Raw genomic sequence first — 18,894 nt, forward strand, 5'->3', positions numbered from 1 at the left:
TTAACGGTATACCGCTAAGTGAGCGGTTCGTTCGATCAAGGAGTACCCCGTGCACAAGTCCACTCGGCGCGCGATCGCCTTCGGCTCGGCCGCGCTCGCCGCCGCTGCCCTCCTGTCGGCCTGTGGCTCCGCCGATTCCACGGCGTCGGGCGGCAAGCTGAAGGTCGGCGTGTTCTTCCCCGGCTCACTGTCGGACACCGGCTTCATGCAGTCCGGATATCTCGGCTACCAACGCGTCGCCGACGCGCTCGGCGACAAGGTGGAACTCAGCAAGGTCGAACAGGTCGCCGCCAGCGACTACCAGCAGGCCCTGGTCCGCTTCGCCTCGGCCAACGACCTGGTGATCTCCCTCGGCGGCCAGACCGACGCCGACGTGCGCAAGGTGGCGCCACAGTTCCCGAACGTCAAGTTCGTCGAGATCGGCGGACCGGCCGACGCCAAACCACTCGCCAACCTCGCCTACTACGACCCGCAGCAGGCCGAGGCCGAATTCCTCAGCGGCGCGGTATCGGCGGCGGGGTCCAAGTCGGGCACAGTGGCCTTCGTCGGCGGCGTCGAACTGCCCGCGATCGTCAACGCCGCCAACGCCTTCGGCAACGGTGCGCGGTTCGCGAAGCCCGACGCGAAGGTACTCACCCCGCAGTACGTCGGCGACTTCAACGACCCCGCCAAGGCCAAGCAGGCCGCACTGGCCGACTACGGCGCAGGCGCGGGCACGCTCGGCCAGATCGTGAACCTGGGCAAGGCGGGCATGGAGCAGGCCGCCACCCAGTCCAACGCCACGATGGTCGGCGGCCCGATCCCCGGCGACTGCACCGACCCCGCGTACCTGGGCTACGTACACACCGATATCGGCGCCGAGGTCGAGTTCGCGGTGAAGGCCGTTCTGGACGACTCGTGGAAGGCCGAGAACGTGCGCTTCGGGCTGACCTCGCCCAACGACGGCACCGATTTCGTGCTGTGCAGCAAGGACTCCGGGGTCGCCGACGCACTCGCGAAGGCGAAAACGGCCCTGTCCACCGGCGCGGTCAAGCCGTACTGATCCACGATGAGCACTCCCGCATTGACCCTGCACGGGGTCGGTAAGCGCTTCGGTGACGTGCAGGCGCTGCACGATGTGGACGTCACCGTCGAATCCGGCACTGTCCATTGCGTTCTCGGCGAGAACGGCGCGGGCAAGTCCACGCTGTGCAATCTCGTCTTCGGCGGCTACCACCCGGACACCGGACGTATGCAGCTGGGCGGCAAGGACTTCCGGCCCGACTCCCCCGCCGCCGCGATGGCTTCCGGTGTCGCCATGGTGCACCAGCACTTCAGTCTGGTCACCACCATGACCGTCGCGGAGAACCTGCTGCTCACCCAGCACGGACTCCGGTCGCGCCGCAAGGAGCTGACCGACCGGCTCGACGAGATCGCACAGCGTTACCGCCTGCGCGTCGACCTCGACCAGCAGGTCGCGACCATGCCGGTCGGCGCGAGGCAGAAGGTCGAGATCGTCAAGGCGTTGCTGCGTGATCCGGCGCTGATCCTGCTCGACGAACCGACGGGAGTGCTCGATCCGGCCGAGATCGACGCGCTGATCGACACCTGCCGCGCCATCGCCGCCGACGGCAAAGCGGTAGTCCTGGTGACGCACAAACTCGGCGAGGTGGCCAGGGTCGCCGATGCCGCGACCGTGCTGCGCCGCGGCACGGTCGCCGGTGGCGGGCGGATGTCGAACACCACCATCGCCCAGTTGCTCACCGCGATGGTGGGGCGTACCGCCGCCGACCTCGACCCGACCGTCGCCGCGACCATCGGCCTGGATCCCGCCGATTCGGCGACGACAGCAGATTCACCCGCAACGGCTCTCCCGGTCGGCCCTGCCACCGAATCGACCCCGTCTAGCGCCGGTCTCGAGTCGTCTGCCGAATCCGATTCCCCCGCACCGGTTCTCACCATCGATCGAGTGACCGTGCATCGCGCCGACGGCAGCGCGGCGCTCGACGATGCGTGTCTGGTCGTGCGGCCCGGCGAGATCGTCGGAATCGCGGGCGTCGAGGGCAACGGGCAGAGCGAGCTCGTCGCGGTCCTCGCCGGGGCTACCCCGGTGAGCGCCGGCACGGTCACGCTCGCCGACACCGATATCACGACCGCCAACCCCGCCACCCGGACCGGGCTCGGACTCGGCGTCGTGCCCGAGGACCGCCACCGCGACGCGATGGTCGCCGAGATGACCCTGGCGGAGAACCTCTTCCTCGGCCGACTCGGCCGCTTCCGGCGCTTCGGACTGCTCGACAAGCAGGCCATGGGACGCGCCGCCCAGGCCGAACTCGACCGCTTCGATGTGCGCGCTGCCGGGCCGTGGGTGCCGATGGGTTCGCTCTCGGGTGGCAATCAGCAGAAGGTGGTGCTGGCCCGCGAACTGTCCGCCGCGAACCTGCGCTGCCTGGTCGCCGCCCAGCCGACGCGCGGATTGGACATCGGCGCAGTCGATTTCGTGCTGACCCAGCTGCGCTATGCGGCCGCCGACGGCTGTGGGGTGCTGGTGGTGTCGAGCGAGGTACCCGAGCTGCTCGCGCTGTGCGACCGGGTGTTCGTCGCGTATCGCGGCACACTCGCCGGACCGATCGAGACCGCCGATCCCGCAGCGGCACAACAGATCAGCGAATTGATGATGGGAGTCGCGGCATGAGCGCACCGAGTCGGACCACGACCGCGGCCACCGCGCCCCCACCTCGGCGAACGTCGCTGGGCGGGCTGCGCGGGCTCGGCAAGCCTTCCTCGAAGCAGCACCCGGCAGGCTTGCGCCAGTGGGCACACCACCCGATCGTCGTCGCCGTCGCGGCGATGCTCGCGGCAGGGGTGATCGGGCTGGTCCTGGCCGCCGTCGCCGGCGCGGCACCAGGCGCCACGATGACAGCACTGTGGGAGGGCATGTTCGGCAGCGACTACGCGATCGGCGCCTCGCTCAATGTCGCGGCCACGCTGATGCTGGTGGCCGTCGGCTTCACCATCGCCCACCGCGCCGGACTGGTCAATGTCGGTGGCGAGGGCCAGATCTGCGCCGGTGGCATCGCCGCCACCGCGATCGGCACCACGCTCACCGGTGCGCCCGCGGTGATCACCCTGCCCGCGGTGCTGATCGGGGCGGCAGCCGCGGGCTGGCTGTGGGCCGCCATCGCCGCGTACCTGCGGGTCGCGCGCGGCACCAGCGAGATCATCACCACGCTGCTGCTCAACTTCGTCGGGTTGGCGCTGGTGCTGCTCGTCGTGCACGAGCCCGCGCTGCTGCGCCAGCCGGTGACGTCCTCGGAGACGCTGCCGCAGTCCGAACAGCTCACCGCGGCCGCGCATCTGCCGCTGCTGGGCATCGAACGCTCGCCCGCGACCATTGCCCTGTGGATCGCCGTGGTGGCCGCGTTCGGCACCGCGATCCTGGTGCGTCGCACCGCACTCGGTACCCGATTGCGGGCGGTCGGGCTCAATCCCGACGCGGCCGCGCGGCTCGGGCTGCCGGTGCGTCGGCTGCGTTTCCTGAGCCTCTCGGCGGCGGGCGCGTTCTCCGGCGTCGCGGGCGGGCTGCTGGTGGCGACGGCGCCGTTCGTCCTCGCCGAAGGGTTCTCCTCCGGATACGGATTCTCCGGTCTGGTCGTCGGCCTGCTGGCACGTGGCTCACTGGCCGCCGTGGTCGCGGTGTCGCTGCTGCTCGGGTTCCTCGTCTCCGGCGGGATCAACCTGCAGCTGGCCGCGAATGTGCCCGCGTCGACCATCGCGGTCGTGGAGTCGCTGATGATCGTGTTCATCGCGGGCGCCGCCATCTGGACCTCTCGCAGACGCAAGACCGAACCCGCACCACAACCGGTGCCGTCCGTGGACACCGCCGATCTGGCAGGAGCGCCGCGATGAGCCTCGATACCGTCACCGATATCGCGACCAGCGGAATCGGTTTCACCCTGCCCATCCTCGTCGCCGCGAGCGGTGAGCTGGTCAGCGAACGCGCGGGTGTGCTCAATCTGAGCCTCGAGGCGATGATGCTGACCGGCGCGTTCGCCGGCGTGCTCGGCGCCGTCACCACCGGTTCGCCGGTACTCGGCGCGGCCACCGCCGTGCTCGCTGCCCTGATCTTCGGTGCGCTGCAAGCGATCTGGAGTATCGGCTTGCGCGCCGATCAGATCGTCGTCGGCATCGCCGGCAACGCGTTGGCACTCGGCGCCACCACCTACGGTGCGCGCCTGCTGCTCGACGACGGCAAGGGCCACAGCGTTCCCGGTTTCGACGCGCTGCCGATACCGGTGCTGCACCATATCCCGGTTATCGGTCCCGCCCTGTTCGGGCAGACCGCGCTCGGCTATCTGTGCATCGCGGTCGTCGCCGTCCTGGCGGTCGTGTTCTCCCGCCGCACCAAGCTGGGTCTGGTGATCGACGCGATCGGTGAAGACGCCGTCGCCGCCGACCGCACAGGTCTGCCGGTGAAGGCCGCCCGGTACGGCTGTGTGCTGCTCGCCGCGTTCGCTGCCGGCCTCGGCGGCGCGCAATTGGCGCTGTCGGAGGTGCATTCGTTCAGCGACAACATGACCGGCGGCATCGGCTATCTCGCCGTGGTCGCGGTGATCGCAGGCCGCTGGCGTGCGCTCGGGGTGATCTGGGCATCGGTGTTCTTCGGTCTCGCCCAGGCCCTGCAGTTCGCACTGCCCGCCCTCGGCGTCGATGTGCCGTTCGCGTTGCTGGTGATGCTGCCCTATCTGATCGCGATCGTGGCCGTCAGCGGCTTGGTCGGCAACAGCCGCTCGCCGCGCGACCTCACCGTCGCCTTCGCCCGAACTTCCTGACCCGCCCCTACTTTCGCAGGAGCCACCGTTGACTCTGATCCTGTCGCACTCCGATGTGACCGCCGTCCTCGACCGCGGTGAGGTGCTCGCCGCCGTCGAGCGCGCGCACGCCGATCTGGCGCTGGGCACCGCGTTCGTCCCCGCTCCACCGGCGATGACACTGGGCGGCGCGGCCTTCGTGCCCATGGTCGCCGCCGCCGAATCCGCCGGTGCCGCCGCGGTCAAACTGCTCGCCGACCTGCCCGCCAATCGCGGGCGCGGGTTGCCGGTGCAACGGTCGGTGATCGTGGTGACCTCGGCGGCCGACGGTTCGTGCGAGGCACTGATCGACGGACGCCTCGTCACCGCTGTGCGGACCGCCGCCGCCAGCGCGGTGGCGACGAAATATCTTTCCCGACCATCGAGTTCGGTACTCGGTGTGATCGGTGCGGGCAATCTGGCCGTGGAGCACACGCGCGCGATTGCGACCGTGCGCGAGCTCGAGACCGTGCTGGTCTGGTCGCGCACCGCAGCTACGGTCGACCGATTCCGCAGTGCGATAGCCGATCTCGGTCTCGACGTGCGTGCCCTCGACAGCCCGGAGTCGGTCACCCGCGCCGCCGACGTGTTGTGCACCCTCACGCCGTCCCGCGAGCCGATCGTCCACGGCGCCTGGTTCGGCGACGGTCTGCACGTCAACGCGGTGGGCGCACCGCCGAGGGCGGATCACCGGGAGGTGGACGGCGAGGCCATGCGCCGGTCCAGGGTCGTCGTAGACTCGATCGGCACCACGCTCACCAAATCCGGCGACACGCTGATGGCCATCGCCGAAGGCGCGATCACGCAGGACGCGGTGGGCACCGAGCTGGGCGAGGTGATCGCGGGCCGGGCAGCCGGCCGTCACGACGACCGCGACATCACCCTGTTCAATTCGGTGGGCATCGGCCTGCAGGATCTGGCCGCCGCCCGCCTGCTCATCGACAAGGCCCGCGCCAACGGCATCGGAACGGAAGTGGATCTCACCTCATGAGCGAGCTGACCGATATCGACATCACCCATCTGCGTCGCGCCATCGACCTCGCCGGGCACGCCACCGCGCTCGGCGATCGCCCCTTCGGCGCGGTCGCTCTCGGCCACGACGGCGCGGTCCTGGCCGAGGGTGTGAACGCGGTGAACACCACCGGCGACGTCACCACCCACGCCGAACTGGTCGCGATCACCCTCGCGACCGCCGCGGGCCACGCGGCGAAACTGCGGGGCGCCACCGTCTACGCCAGCGGCGAACCGTGCCCGATGTGCGCCGCCGCGATGGTGTGGGCCGGAGTCGGCCGCATCGTCTTCGCCGCGGCCGCAGCCGAATTCGGGCCGATCATGCCCCCGGGTACCAGTTTCGGACTCACCTGCGCCGAGGTCGTCGCGAGCTCGAACGTGCCGGTCGAGGTCAGCGGACCGCACCTGGGCGAGGAAGCTCTCGCCGTGTTCCGCGCGGCCGCGCAGAACTAGCCCGAAGACACCGAGGGCGCGGCGCCGCATCGACGCCGCGCCCTCGGTGCACGATCTATTTCACCGCGACGACCTCGGCGGGCTCGCCCAGTTCACGCTGTTCCTCGATCGCCTCGGGCGTACCCGGCACCTGTGTGCCGCGCAGCGAGACACCCTTGGTCTCGATGAGGAAGAAGGACGCGATCAGGCCGACCGCGCACGCAGCGAGCATGTAGTAGGCCGGAACCATGTTGTTGCCGGTCGCGCTGATGATCGACTCGTTGATCACCGGGGCGGTGCCACCGAAAATCGACGTGGCCACGTTGTAGCCGATCGCCACACCGGCGAACCGCACGATGGTGGGGAACATCGCGGGGAACGTGGCCGAGATCGTCGCCAGCTGCGGCGCGTAGAGCATGCCCAGGATCGCGAAGCCGACAATCGCGCCGGTGAGCGAAGAACCGATCAGATGGTAGACCGGGATCACCGCGACCATCATCGCCGCACACGAGAACATCCACATGGGTTTGCGCCCGATCCGGTCGGAGAGGGCACCCAGGAACGGCAGGGTGCACAGCATCGCGATCTGGCCGATCAGCGGCACGAGCAACGCATCGGATTTGTCCATACCCAGCGCGGAGCCGAGGTAGGTCGGGGTGTAGCTGATCAACGAGTAGTTCACGACATTCAGCGCGATCACCAGGCCGAACAGGGTCAGCACCGGGCGCAGGTACTTCGTCACCAGATCGCGGTAGACGCCGGAGACTTCCTCGGTCTCGTCCTTGCTGTCGACCTCGCGGAACACCGGGGTGTCCTCCACCCGGCTGCGCAGGTACATGCCGATCAGGCCCAGCGGACCGGCGATCATGAACGGGATGCGCCAGCCCCACGAATTCATCGACGCGTCGTCGAGGACATTCACCAGCAGCAGGGCGACCAGGTTGCCGAGCGTGAAGCCGGCGAGCGTGCCCACCTCGAGGAAACTGCCATAGAATCCGCGCTTGCGATCGGGTGCGTATTCGGCCATGAATGTCGCGGCGCCACCATATTCACCACCGGCGGAAAGTCCCTGGATCATGCGCAGCGCGTACAGCAGAATCGGGGCACCGATGCCGATCATGTCGAAGCTCGGGATAAGGCCGACGGCGAGGGTCGATCCGGCCATCAGAATAATCGTGGTGGCGAGCACGCGCTTGCGCCCGATGCGGTCGCCGAGCGGACCCCAGATCATGCCGCCGACCGGCCGGATCAGGAACGATACGGCGAAACCGAGCAGCGTGTAGACCATCCCGGACTCACCGTCACCGGGGAACAACGACCTCGCGATATACGTCGCCAGATAGGCGTAGACACCATAGTCGAACCATTCGACCGCATTACCGATCGCCGACGCACCGATTGCCCGGTGCAGCACCGTTTTCGATTCCCTTGACATCCACAACACCCTCTCGTCGTCGCCTTTCACGAATACCCGACCTCTTTGCGAGCAAACGTTACGAGCGCGCGAAGACCGGCCTTTATGGCCTCTATACTGCGAATATGGTCCTGCGACCCGGTGTATTTCTGCCGCCGTTCGGCGACCTGGCCGACCCGCGAGTGCAGGCCGAGCCCCGCTGCGGCGGGCGGCGCCGGCGCTCGACGATCAGGCGAGTCCGGCGAGCTTTTTTGCGAGGACGTTCTTCTCACGTTCGTTGCCACACCGGCGGATGGCTTCGGCGAGCTCCGCACGAGCTTCGGTGGTGCGGCCGAGCCGGGTGAGCAGTTCACCGCGCACGCTGGGCAGCAGGTGCGAGGTGGACAGGGCGCCGGATGCGGTGATCTCGTCGACGATCGGCAGGGCCGCGGCGGGCCCGTCGGCCATCGATACCGCGACCGCCCGGTTCAGGTCCACCACCGGCGACGGTGCGAGTCGGCCCAGTGCTTCGTACAGCACGACCACCCGTTCCCAGTCGGTCCGCTCGACCGACGGTGCGACGGCGTGACATTCGGCGATCGCGGCCTGAAGCCCGTAGGCGCCCAGTCCACGCCCGACCGCACCGGCTTTCACCAGCGCCGCACGACCGCGCCGGATCGCCGAGCGATCCCAGCGGCGGCGGTCCTGCTGTTCGAGCAGGACCGGCTCACCGTCGGGACCGGTGCGGGCAGGAAATCGCGCCGCGGTCAGTTCGAGCAGCGCCAGCAGTCCGTAGACCTCGGGTTCGTGGGGCATCAGCCGCGACAGCACGCGGGCCAGCCGCTGCGCTTCCCCCGCGAGGTCGAAGCGGATGAGGTCGTCGCCGGTGCTGGCAGACGACCCTTCGGTGAAGATCAGATAGATGACCCCGAGCACCGAACCCAGCCGGGCCCGGCGCTCGGCGACCGGCGGCACCTCGAAGGGGACTTCGGCGGCGCCGAGAGTCTTCTTCGCCCTGGTGATCCTGGCCTGCACTGTCGCGGTCGGGACCAGGCACGCCTTGGCGATCTCGTCGCTGGTCAGACCGCCGACGACACGCAGCGTCAAGGCCAACCGCGCCTCCCGCGAGAGCACCGGGTGACACGAGATGAACATCAGCGCGAGCACATCGTCGCCGATTTGATCGGGATCCCACAGCACGTCCTGCCCGGCACGCACAGGGTCCCCGCCGGTGAGCGCGTCGCCCTCGCCGAGGTCGGCGGCGAGGGCGACGTAGCGGTCGTCGAGGGCGGCTCGGCGCCGGAACGCGTCGATGGCCCGGCGTCTGCCGACGGTGAGCAACCACCCGGCCGGCTGACGTGGCACGCCTTCGCGCGGCCAGGTCACCAGTGCCTCCGCGAACGCCTCCTGGGCGAGATCCTCGGCCATCGCGAAGTCGCGGGTGTAGCGCGCGAGGGCGCCGACGATCCGGGCCGATTCGATCCGCCAGACGGCGGCCACGGCCTCGCGGCCGGTGTGGTCGCTCATCGTGATTCAGAGCTGGCCGCTGGCCTCACGCCACGCGCGCTCCCTCGCGACCCAGACATTGTCCTGCGGGAATTCATCGATGCTCGGGACTCGTCGGATCTCGGTCTTGGTGCCCGGCACGACGACCGGCATGCGCTTGGCCCACTCGATCGCCTCCTCTTTGGAGGCCACATTGAGAATGTAGAACCCGCCGAACAGTTCCTTCGTCTCCCCGTAGGGCCCGTCGGTGACCACCGGGGTCTCCGACGAGTAATCGACGACCACGCCCTGCGCCGCGTCGTCGAGCCCCTCGGCGGCGACCAGCACTCCGGCGCTGATCAACTCGTCGTTGAACTTGCCCATGGTCTCGAGCATCTCGTTGAAGTCGATATCGGCCGCCGCGGCCCAGGCTTCGTCGGTGGCGCGCATGATCAGCATGAACTTCATAGTTTCGTCTCCTCGGATCGGTGTGGACCCGCCTGCCGGGCCCTGCGTTCATCCCTAGGTCGAACGGGCACCGCTGCGGATCGACACCCGGCCGAACATTCTTTTCGCGAGTGTTCGGCAGCCTACGACGAGTGCCGGGTGCGCGCGACGACGACGGACACGAATCCCCGATTCGGGTATTCAAGATCGTCCGGCGTGATACAGATCGAAGAGGTTTGTCATGCTGACAGCCACCTAGCGAAGGAGTCACTCGTGAGCGCAGTTCTCGTCGAGCAACGCGAGCATGTGCTCGTCATCGTGCTGAATCGGCCCGAGGCCATGAACTCGGTCAACGCCGAAGTGAGCACGGGGGTCGGCGAGGCGCTCGAGCGAGCCGAGGCCGACCCGCAGATCCGCGCGGTGGTCCTCACCGGCGCGGGCGAGCGGGCGTTCTGTGCGGGCGCGGACCTGAAGGCGCTGAGCCGCGGTGAGTCGATTCTCGCCCCGGGACATGAGGATTGGAACCTGGCCGGGTATGTCCGGCATCCGATCAGCAAGCCGACCATCGCCGCGGTGAACGGTTTCGCACTCGGCGGCGGCACCGAGCTCGTCCTGGCCAGCGATCTCGCGGTCGCCGCCGAGACCGCCACCTTCGGCCTGCCCGAGGTCGCCCGCGGCCTGTTCGCCGCGGCAGGCGGCGCGTTCCGCCTGCCCGAGCAGCTCCCCCGCAAGGTCGCGATGGAGATGATCCTCACCGGTGAACCGATCACCGCCGCCCGTGCGCTGGAATTGGGCCTGATCAACCGTGTCGTGCCCGCCGCCGAGGTTCTCGACGCGGCGCTCGCGCTGGCCGGTCGGATCGCCGAGAACGCCCCGTTGGCCGTGCAGGCGAGCAAGCGGGTGGCGCTGGGCATGATCGACGGCAAGCTCGCCGACGACGACGCCTGGGACCAGTCCAACCGCGAGATCATGACAGTCGCGGTCACCGAGGACATGCGTGAAGGCGCCATCGCATTCGCGCAGAAGCGCAAGCCGAACTGGCAGGCGCGCTGACACGGTGCGGATCCTGATCCTCGGCGCCTCCGGTTTCGTCGGCAGCGCGCTGCACGCGCAGTTCGCCGCGAACCACGAGGTCGTCGGGACCAGCCGGGGCGGGCACGGGCTCGCCCCGGTGGATCTCGCCGACACCGGCGCGGTGCGCGCACTCGTCGCACAAGGTTTCGACGTGGTCGTCCACACCGCCGGTGTCGTGGATCTCGGTGCCGCGCAGCGTGATCCCGCCGCGGCCCGTGCCGCGAACGTGGCGCCGATGGTCCCGCTGCTCGACGCCATCGGCGACACGCGCGCGAAGCTCGTCTACCTGTCGACCGACAATGTCTTCGACGGCGCCGCCGAGCACTACGACGAAAGCGCCACGCGCGCACCGATCAACGTCTACGGCGAGACCAAGGTGGCCGCCGAGGATCTGGTCCTCGAACGCGACCGGCACTTGGTCGTGCGCCTGCCCCTCGTCTACGGGCGCAGCCCACTGTCGAACAAGTTCCTGGCCCGCTTCGCCGCACCCGAGATCGCCGCGCGCACCGATATCGTCTGCAATCCGCTGTACTTACCCAGCCTGGCGCCCGCACTCGAGCAGCTCGCCGACCAGGCGGGCGCTGTGCACCTCGCGGGCGCGGAAACCCTGAGCCGCTACGACCTCATGACCCGGGTCCGCGACCGTCTCGGCGCACCGGCGCGTGTCGTGGCCACCGATCGCTTCTCCGCCGTCCAGGACTGCCCACGACCGTTGCGGCTGGTCATGCGCAGTATTCGGCACAGCCTGACCGGCCCGGACGTGGACACCGCCCTCGCCGATCTGCACTGAATCTCCGGTCACCCGTTGACGCCCGCGAAAGAGTGAGTGTACAGTCACTCACATGACCAAGCGCGGCGCCACCCTCTCCACCTCGGACGTCCGGCGTGACGCGGTCGTCGACGCGGCGATCATCGAGTTCGCCAAGACCGGCTACCACGGCACGCCGATCAACACCGTCGCCGCGCGCGCCGACATCTCCCCCGCCTACGTCTTCAAACTCTTCCCCGGCAAGGTCGCCCTGTTCGTCGCCGCGCTCGATCACTGCTTCGACCTCGTCGAACGCGCGATGTCCACGGGCGCGGCCAATTCCACCGCGACGGACCCGGCCGCCATCCTGCACGACATGGGCGGCGCCTACGCCGAACTCATCGCCGACAAGAGCCTGCTCATGTTGCAGGTGCACGCCCAGTCCGCCACCGACATCCCCGAAATCGCCGACGCGTTGCGCCGGGGCCTGGCCAAGGTGACCACCTTCGTGCAGCGCCGCTCCGGCGGCACCCCCGAGCAGATCCAGTACTTCATCGCCTACGGCCAGCTCTGCCACCTCGTCACCACCCTCGGGCTCGACGGCAACGACAGCGCCTGGGCCACCGCCCTGACAACGGGAATGCGCCACCCGAAAGCCCACTGACCCCCTCGCTCCAGCCTTTTCAGGGTGGAGCTTTCTTTTGCAGCAAGAGTGATTGACCAGTCACACACCACGGAAGGTAGCTCCTGATGAACACCACCACCGCCACCGAAATCGTCCTGCCCGGTCGCGTCGACCCAAGCGGCCTGCTCGTCACCCGACGTGAACTCCCCGCACCCGCACCGGGTCGCGCACTGGTTCGAGTCGATGCCTCCGGGGTGTCCTTCGCCGAGCAGCAGATGCGCCGCGGTAAGTACTACGACCAGCCACCGTTTCCTTTCGTGCCCGGCTACGACCTGGTCGGCACGGTGGTCGAGGCCGACGACGCGACACTGGCGGGCAAGCGAGTGGCCGCGTTGACCAAGACCGGCGGCTGGAGCAGCCACGTCGACCTCGACACCGCCGATCTGATCCCCGTGCCGGACACCCTGGACTCCGCCGACGCGGAAACCTTTGTCGTGAACGGCATCACCGCCTGGCAGATGCTGCACCGCGTCGCCGCTGTTCAGCCGGGCGCGACGATACTGGTCCACGGCGCCAACGGTGGCGTCGGCTCGACCCTGGTCCAATTGGCCCGCGCCGCGGGCATTCACGTGATCGGCACCGCGTCCGCTCGCCATGCCGACGCGGTCACCGCGCTGGGTGCCACCTGGATCGACTACCGCGCCGATGTGCCACACCAGGTTCGGGCCATCGCACCGCACGGTGTCGACGCGGTGTTCGATCACGTCGGCGGGCCCGGCATCAGCGATTCGTTCGGCCTGCTCGCCGACGGCGGCACCCTCGTTTCCTACGGAACGGCGGCCACCAAGAACGACGAGGGCGACTCCCGGTTGCCGGTGCTGAAACTGTTCGCCCGCCTGCTGTGGTGGAACATGCTGCCCAACAAGCGACGTGCGCACTTCTACAACCTGTGGGCAGGCAAGCGCAACATCACCCGCTTCCGTGCTCGAATCGCCGAAGATCTGTCCCAGGTCTTCTCCCTCGCCGCCGCGGGCACCGTCACCGCCCAGGTCGCGGCCCGTATCACTCTCACCGATGCCGCCCGAGCTCTGGAGCTGGCCGAATCCGGCACCGTCACCGGCAAAGTCGTCCTCGTCAGCGCCTGACCCGCTCACACCCTGGAGATCAGTCATGTACGTTTCCCAGCCCGTTCGCACCGTCCTCGACAACCGCCCCATCTACCTGAGCTTCGGCCTCGCCTGGTTGGTCGGCCACGGCACCTTCGCCCTCAGCCATGGCCCGAATCCCCTGCTCGACCTCCCCGGATTCGTGCCGACCGCGCTGCTGGGCGTCGGCCTGCTGGCGGCCATGATCGTGACCACCGTCGTCTCCCTGCGAGCCCAGCGCGGCGCGACGGGACAGGAAGCGGTCGTGGGCAATCTGCTCGGCGCATCGTGGCTGATCGGTTTCGCCGCGCTGTTCTTCCTGATCACGGCGCTCGGTTCGACGCTGAGCCCCGACACCGCAGCGACTCTGTGGCCGACCGGGTCCGGGCTGATCGTCGGACTGCTCTACCTCGCCGGCGGTGTCGCGTACCGCGACGTCCTGCAATACACGCTCGGCGCCTGGCTGGCCGTGAGCTCTACGGCCGCACTGTTTCTCGACGGCGCGTACCTGTACTGGGCGCTGGCACTGGCCGGCGGCGGCAGCTATCTGCTCGCCGCCGCGCTCGAGCCGCGCAGGATCGCCGCCGCGAGCTGAGCATGCGTTTCGTGCCCGTCCGGAATTCCGGACGGGCACGTTCGGCGTTCAGCCCTTCTGCTGCGCGCCGATCGCCGATCCCATCCATCGCCGCAGGTACCGGCGCAGTTCGTCGTCGGAGCGTGCCGGGTTGCCCGGTGACAGGAAGAACGACTGCATGGTGCGCAGCACGAATTCGACGAGTTCGCGCAGCGCCGGCTCGTCGTAGCCGTGAGCGGCCCAGTCGACGTCGAAGCGGCGGATCATGGTCATACCGAACGCCTGGGCCTCATCGGAGGTCATGCCTTCCGGGTGGGCGTTGGAATACGAGCTCGACAGCAGAATCCCCAGGTGGGGGGTCCGGCGAACATCGGTGAGGGTGAAGACGACGGCCTCTGTCATCGCTTCGACAGGGTCGCCCAGGCCGCTGACCTGCCGGGTGAGTCGATCGAGGAAATCGTCGACCGAGGCGATGGCCGAGGCGGTCATGAGCGCGTCGGCGCTGGGGAAATACCGGTACACCGTCTGCCGGATGACACCGAGGGACTCCGCCACGTCGGCGATGCTGATCTCCGCACCGGTCCGGCCGATGAGTTCGACTGCGGCAGCGATGATCCGGCGCGTCGCCTCCACATCGTCACCCGGCGGACTGCCGCCCCACCCACGTCTACGCGCCACCAGGTGGACGCTAGCACAACCCCAGGTCAGGGCGAATTCCGTAAAAGTGATCATACACATGAAGCCTCGTGCGTATGATTGCTCTATCAACCGTGGCCGAACAACGAGGTAACTCACCGTGACCGACCTTCACGTCCGCAAAATGGATTTCGCGTTCTCCGACTACGACGTGCCGTTTCTGTGGAATCCGCAGAACCCGGCGTTCTCGTCGATGGCCAATGCCGTTTCGTTCCTGGCCATCGGCTTCGAGAAAATGATCGTGCAGCTGATCACGCAGGCGAAACCGCAGATCACCGACCCCGAGGTGGCGTCGGAGGCCGACGCCTTCATGCGCCAGGAAGGGCAGCATTCGACGGCGCATCGCCAGCATGTCAAGGCGCTGATCCGCCGCTATCCCGGCTTGCAGCAGACCCTCGACGCGGTGATCGGCGAGTTCGACAAGCTCACCGCCGAGACCTCGGTGAAGTACCGCCTCGCCTACACCGCCGACCTCGAGGCGACGTTCACGCCGGTGTTCAAGCTGATGCTCGACAACGACAAGAATCTGTTCGCCCCCGGCGACGACCGCGTCGCCTCACTGTTCATCTGGCATTTCGTCGAGGAAGTCGAGCACCGCAGTTCGGCGCTGATCATCTTCAATTCGGTGGTCGACAGCGAGCTGTACCGGATGCGGGTGGCGGCCTCGATCTTCCGGCACGTGTTGCAGGTGATCCGGGTGGCGTGCGAGGGCTTCAACGAGCATGTGCCGCTGGAAGATCGCCAGGTCGACGCGCTGTCGATGTTCGCCAACTACCGCCGGGGGCAGACCCTGCGCCGGTGGCTGCCGTTCCTCCAGCCGGCCGACAACGGCACGATGCCGCGCGCGTTCGACGATCTCGGTCTGCGCGAACAGCTCGTCGCGCTGGGCGGCATCATCCGCAGTCAGACGCCCGGGCACAATCCCGCGCACGAGAAGCTGCCCACACTCGCCGACGAGTGGTTCCGCCGCTATGACGAAGGTTACGACGTAACCCGTTGGTACACAGCCGATTCCGTCAGCTCGTAGAAGGTAGCCCGATGGCCGAACACTGCTCCCCCACCTTCGCCGAACTCGCTCACGAACTCGGCTTCTCCTGCGAGGAGGCGGGCGGACTCGTCGAGTTCCGCAACCCGTTCGCCCTCGAGAACTGGACCCTGCCGGTCCTCGAGCTCACCATCGTCGTCGGCGCGATTCTCGCGCTCTGGTACGCGATCGTGCGCCTGCGCCGCCACGGTGACCCGACCAATCTCGTGCTGTGGTTCGGTGCCACCGCCTACCTGTTCGTCATCGAACCGCCGCTGTACTTCCCGGCGGCGTTCGGCATCGAAGAACACGTCGACACGATGTTCGCGCACAACGTCTTCACCGTGGACTTCCTCTGGGGCCGACTGCCCATCTACATCATCGCGATCTACCCGCTGATGGCGACGATGGCGTTCGGCATCGTCCGGATGCTCGGCATCTTCGGCCGCTACGGCACCCTGATCGGCGCCACCTGCGTCGGCTTCGTCCACCACGCCTTCTACGAGATCTTCGACCATCTCGGGCCCCAATTGCGCTGGTGGGAATGGTCGATCGACAACCCGATCAACCAGCCGATGTTCGATTCGGTCCCGATGGGCAGCGTCGTCGTGTTCGCGGCCCTGTGGCCGATGTCGCTGGCCTTCTGCGTGCAGTATTTCGTCGGCCGCCACGTCGACGACGGCCGCCACTTCTCCGGCGTCGAATTGACCTGGCGCACCATCGTCATCGGCCTGCTGGCCTCGGTCGGCACGTTCCTGCTCCCGCTGCCCGCCACCGTCATCGGCATGAGCGGCACCACCGTGCGCGGCATCGTCTACGCACTGGAACTCGCCGTCCTCGCGGTGGTCGCCGGGATCGTCATGGTCCGCCAGTGGACCGAACTACGCCGAGGAACCGCCACACCCCCGCAGTACGAAGACCCCTTCGTCCAACGGTTCGCCACCCTCTACCTGGTCGTCTTCGCCGCTCTCTGGATCGCGTCGCTCCCCGACTTCTTCGCCGCCGTCAACGGCGAAACAACCAACGGCGACCCCATCGGAAACCTCTGGTACACAGCAGCCTGCTTCGCCGTCGCGATCGCTTCGGTCCTGGCGACCTTCACCGTGCCGCGCGCACGGCCCACCCCGGACGCACCCGTGGCGGCAGCATCGCAAGCGCCCGGCTGATCCGCCGGCCGCGCTCGAGGCGGTCAGCAGAACGTTCCCCTCCGCTCGGCGTATCGCCTGCGGCAAGCCATCAAGCCGTGGCGTCGCCGATGCGGTGGCGGTAGCTGTCGGCCAATGCGCGCAGCGCGGCGCCGCCGTCGCCGGTGAACGACGAACCGTGCATCAGCGCCAGCGTTTTCGGTGCGAGCTCAGCGAGTCGGTCGACGATCATCGGGGTGGCCGGTGCGAGCGACGAGTAGGCGAACAGATCTTCGGTGTGAACGGCGGGGCCGACGATGTCGCCGGTAGTGAGGGCCGCGCCCGAGCCGAGGTGGGTGAACAGGTCCCCGCACAGCAGAGTCTGTGTGGTTTCCTCGAACAACACACGCGCTTCCCAGCCGTGCGGGGTGTGTGGGGTGTCGATGTGGCGCACTCGCATCCGGCCGAGTTCGATGGTTTCGCCATCGGCAAGCGGTCTCGGTGGCCGGTCGGCCATGTGGTCCAGCGACACCATGCAGCCGACGGCACCGTGGGCGACCTGCGATTCGGGGGCCGCGGCGAGGAACTGGTTCATCGATCCGCATTCGTCGGATTCGACGTGCCCGAAGGTGATCCACCGCAGCCGGTTCACCGGTGTGACCTGTGCTATCGCCGCCGCGACGTCGGTGAACATCGCGCGATGCCCGGTGTGGAACAGCAGCGGCTGATCATCGGCGAGCAGGAACTGGTTGAACGTCAGCCCCTGTTCGCCGATGTCGGGCACGAACGTCGAGATGCGGTAGATGTCGGCGGCGATTTCCTCGATGGTGGTGGTCATGGTCGGCTCGATTCGGTGCAGTGTCAGAACGGCACTTGGGTGGTCAGTAGTCCAGCGCCTTCGGCGCGGCCGGAGAGGATCCGGCAGAATTCGACCGCGTCGAGGTCGAGGCGTTCATCCGTTGTGCCGCAATGCCATCGGCCTCCAGCGGCACCTGTCAGGCACAGGTCGTAGGGTTTGTTGTGGCGGGCGGCCCATTCCTGCACCACGTCGGCCACGATCGCCCCGTCGTGCTCATCGGTCAGCACGAGAACGTGCCCGGTGGCCCGGGCCAAGTCGATCCGATGCATCCACGGGTCACGGGTCAGGATCGTGTCGATGGCGTACCCGATGGTCCACCGTTCGGCGGTGCCGCTGACCAGCTGCTGCTCGGGAATTGTTCGATTGCGCAGCAACCCCGGGGTACGTCTGCGCGCTGCCGCGGCCTTGGGCGCGATGGCCGCCATCGACCGGACCAGCTGATCCGTCGTCTGCTGTCCGAATCGTTCGACCTGATACGCGGTCACGGCGTCGACGAGCTGCCGGCCGGGCCGCAACCGCTTACGGGCAGCCCAGGTCTGGCGGACATTCTCCAGCGGGGACGATGCCATCGTGGACATACCGACCACGTGGGCGACGAGGTCGTGCACGGTCCACCCGGCACACTCGGTCGGTGCGGTCCAGTCGTCACCGTCGAGCGCGGCGACCGCGTCGGCGAAGCGCAAGTACTCGTCGCGGGCGAGGCGCATCGCGTCGGTATGGGTGAGCATCGCGCGCTGCGCAGTCACCGCCGTCTGCTCGACAGCCGTCATTTCTGCGGCTCCTTCGTCGGCGGAAGGCCGACACTGTCGGCCCACATGTCCACGGCGCGGTCCAACAGCTTGCGCCGACTGTGCCCGCCCGGATCGTTGGCGAGCTGCTGATCGACCAGGCCGGACAGGATTGCAATCCAGATCTCCACGTCATCGCGGTCGGTCACGCCGATCGTGGCGAGCACCGCGATGACCTCGTCGAGCGCGCGGACCGCCGACACGTACGCCTCGGGTGAGGGTTCGAATCCCGGGATCGTGCGCTGGTTCATCAGCTGATAGCGGGCGAGATCGGCAACCGCGAAATCGAAGTACGCCAGTGCCAAGACGCGCACGAGGCCGCGGGGATCCGCGGGGGCCGAGCGCAGCGCGTCGATCGAGACGCGCTCGCACTCACTCCAAGCCTGCTCGAACATCGCATCGTAGATCGCGTTCTTCGATCCGTAGTGCGAGTACAGCGACGGCGCCCGCATTCCGATCCGCTCGCCGACCTCGCGCAGTGTCAGCTGCGCCAGTCCCCGCTCCCGTGCGATCTCCCACGCGGCCTCGACAATTTCCTGCCGCGTCGCCTCACGCCGTTCCGCTTTCCGATCACGCCTCGGCATAGCGTCCATAGTTAGTTATTATGAACGCCGTTAGGCAAACGGTCAACGGTGGGCTG

General features: G+C 68.0%; 20 protein-coding genes. 13 read left to right on the forward strand and 7 right to left on the reverse strand.

Going from position 1 to position 18,894, the window contains the following annotated elements; genetic code table 11:
- Positions 1-49 precede the first annotated feature (49 nt).
- The 6 genes from ACWFRF_RS00695 (at position 50) to ACWFRF_RS00720 (ending at position 6,293) form a co-directional block, all read left to right on the forward strand.
- On the forward strand, positions 50-1,042 hold the full coding sequence (locus ACWFRF_RS00695) for a BMP family protein (protein ID WP_452448365.1): 993 nt from the start codon (positions 50-52) through the stop codon (positions 1,040-1,042).
- Between the two features lie 6 nt (positions 1,043-1,048).
- The gene (locus ACWFRF_RS00700) at positions 1,049-2,674 is read left to right on the forward strand and encodes an ABC transporter ATP-binding protein (RefSeq protein WP_452448366.1); all 1,626 of its coding nucleotides are present in this window, start codon (positions 1,049-1,051) and stop codon (positions 2,672-2,674) included.
- A 155-nt stretch (positions 2,675-2,829) separates the two neighbouring features.
- The gene (locus ACWFRF_RS00705) at positions 2,830-3,888 is read left to right on the forward strand and encodes an ABC transporter permease (protein WP_378990019.1); all 1,059 of its coding nucleotides are present in this window, start codon (positions 2,830-2,832) and stop codon (positions 3,886-3,888) included.
- A complete protein-coding gene (locus ACWFRF_RS00710; RefSeq protein WP_452448367.1) occupies positions 3,885-4,811 on the forward strand; it encodes an ABC transporter permease in 927 nt (308 codons plus the stop codon). Before ACWFRF_RS00705 ends, ACWFRF_RS00710 begins: the two co-directional genes overlap by 4 nt.
- A gap of 28 nt (positions 4,812-4,839) precedes the next feature.
- Positions 4,840-5,820 carry an ornithine cyclodeaminase family protein gene (locus ACWFRF_RS00715; protein WP_452448368.1) on the forward strand — a complete coding sequence of 327 codons (981 nt, stop codon included), beginning with the start codon at positions 4,840-4,842 and terminating at the stop codon, positions 5,818-5,820.
- Positions 5,817-6,293, forward strand: a complete 477-nt coding sequence (locus ACWFRF_RS00720) for a nucleoside deaminase (protein ID WP_378989901.1) — start codon at positions 5,817-5,819, stop codon at positions 6,291-6,293. The genes ACWFRF_RS00715 and ACWFRF_RS00720 overlap by 4 nt, the downstream gene beginning before the upstream one ends.
- A gap of 55 nt (positions 6,294-6,348) precedes the next feature.
- Here ACWFRF_RS00720 and ACWFRF_RS00725 read toward each other — a convergent pair whose 3' ends face one another.
- The 3 genes from ACWFRF_RS00725 to ACWFRF_RS00735 all read right to left on the reverse strand — a co-directional run bounded on the left by ACWFRF_RS00725 (position 6,349) and on the right by ACWFRF_RS00735 (position 9,618).
- On the reverse strand, positions 6,349-7,707 hold the full coding sequence (locus ACWFRF_RS00725) for an MFS transporter (RefSeq protein ID WP_378989900.1): 1,359 nt from the start codon (positions 7,705-7,707) through the stop codon (positions 6,349-6,351).
- 207 nt (positions 7,708-7,914) lie between these two features.
- On the reverse strand, positions 7,915-9,192 hold the full coding sequence (locus tag ACWFRF_RS00730; protein ID WP_387447337.1) for an RNA polymerase sigma factor: 1,278 nt from the start codon (positions 9,190-9,192) through the stop codon (positions 7,915-7,917).
- A 6-nt stretch (positions 9,193-9,198) separates the two neighbouring features.
- The gene (locus ACWFRF_RS00735; protein ID WP_378989897.1) at positions 9,199-9,618 is read right to left on the reverse strand and encodes a YciI family protein; all 420 of its coding nucleotides are present in this window, start codon (positions 9,616-9,618) and stop codon (positions 9,199-9,201) included.
- A 252-nt stretch (positions 9,619-9,870) separates the two neighbouring features.
- Here ACWFRF_RS00735 and ACWFRF_RS00740 point away from each other — a divergent pair, with 252 nt between their 5' ends.
- The 5 genes from ACWFRF_RS00740 to ACWFRF_RS00760 all read left to right on the forward strand — a co-directional run bounded on the left by ACWFRF_RS00740 (position 9,871) and on the right by ACWFRF_RS00760 (position 13,784).
- A complete protein-coding gene (locus tag ACWFRF_RS00740) occupies positions 9,871-10,650 on the forward strand; it encodes a crotonase/enoyl-CoA hydratase family protein (RefSeq protein ID WP_452448369.1) in 780 nt (259 codons plus the stop codon).
- Positions 10,651-10,654: 4 nt separating this feature from the next.
- A complete protein-coding gene (locus tag ACWFRF_RS00745) occupies positions 10,655-11,461 on the forward strand; it encodes an SDR family oxidoreductase (protein WP_452448370.1) in 807 nt (268 codons plus the stop codon).
- Positions 11,462-11,513: 52 nt separating this feature from the next.
- On the forward strand, positions 11,514-12,083 hold the full coding sequence (locus ACWFRF_RS00750; protein ID WP_378989894.1) for a TetR/AcrR family transcriptional regulator: 570 nt from the start codon (positions 11,514-11,516) through the stop codon (positions 12,081-12,083).
- 86 nt (positions 12,084-12,169) lie between these two features.
- Positions 12,170-13,189 (forward strand): medium chain dehydrogenase/reductase family protein, encoded by a 1,020-nt coding sequence (locus ACWFRF_RS00755; RefSeq protein WP_452448371.1) that lies wholly within the window; start codon positions 12,170-12,172, stop codon positions 13,187-13,189.
- A gap of 25 nt (positions 13,190-13,214) precedes the next feature.
- The gene (locus tag ACWFRF_RS00760; protein ID WP_378989892.1) at positions 13,215-13,784 is read left to right on the forward strand and encodes an ABC transporter permease; all 570 of its coding nucleotides are present in this window, start codon (positions 13,215-13,217) and stop codon (positions 13,782-13,784) included.
- 48 nt (positions 13,785-13,832) lie between these two features.
- On the opposite strand, the gene ACWFRF_RS00765 is transcribed toward ACWFRF_RS00760, so the two are convergent.
- A complete protein-coding gene (locus tag ACWFRF_RS00765; protein WP_452448372.1) occupies positions 13,833-14,441 on the reverse strand; it encodes a TetR/AcrR family transcriptional regulator in 609 nt (202 codons plus the stop codon).
- Positions 14,442-14,559: 118 nt separating this feature from the next.
- Here ACWFRF_RS00765 and ACWFRF_RS00770 point away from each other — a divergent pair, with 118 nt between their 5' ends.
- Together ACWFRF_RS00770 and ACWFRF_RS00775 are read left to right on the forward strand one after the other, a co-directional pair.
- Positions 14,560-15,486, forward strand: a complete 927-nt coding sequence (locus tag ACWFRF_RS00770; protein ID WP_452448373.1) for a metal-dependent hydrolase — start codon at positions 14,560-14,562, stop codon at positions 15,484-15,486.
- 11 nt (positions 15,487-15,497) lie between these two features.
- The gene (locus ACWFRF_RS00775; protein ID WP_452448374.1) at positions 15,498-16,649 is read left to right on the forward strand and encodes a hypothetical protein; all 1,152 of its coding nucleotides are present in this window, start codon (positions 15,498-15,500) and stop codon (positions 16,647-16,649) included.
- A 70-nt stretch (positions 16,650-16,719) separates the two neighbouring features.
- Here ACWFRF_RS00775 and ACWFRF_RS00780 read toward each other — a convergent pair whose 3' ends face one another.
- Genes ACWFRF_RS00780 through ACWFRF_RS00790 form a run of 3 tightly spaced genes read right to left on the reverse strand, consistent with a single transcriptional unit; the run spans position 16,720 to position 18,838 of the window.
- A complete protein-coding gene (locus tag ACWFRF_RS00780) occupies positions 16,720-17,445 on the reverse strand; it encodes an MBL fold metallo-hydrolase (RefSeq protein WP_452448375.1) in 726 nt (241 codons plus the stop codon).
- Between the two features lie 23 nt (positions 17,446-17,468).
- Entirely contained in the window at positions 17,469-18,236 is a 768-nt protein-coding gene (locus tag ACWFRF_RS00785; RefSeq protein WP_452448376.1) for a maleylpyruvate isomerase family mycothiol-dependent enzyme, read from the reverse strand.
- Positions 18,233-18,838: a TetR/AcrR family transcriptional regulator gene (locus tag ACWFRF_RS00790; protein ID WP_379313924.1), complete on the reverse strand. Its 606-nt coding sequence runs from the start codon at positions 18,836-18,838 to the stop codon at positions 18,233-18,235. Before ACWFRF_RS00790 ends, ACWFRF_RS00785 begins: the two co-directional genes overlap by 4 nt.
- Between the last annotated feature and the right edge of the window lie 56 nt (positions 18,839-18,894).

The organism is Nocardia sp. NPDC055165 (assembly GCF_053606985.1).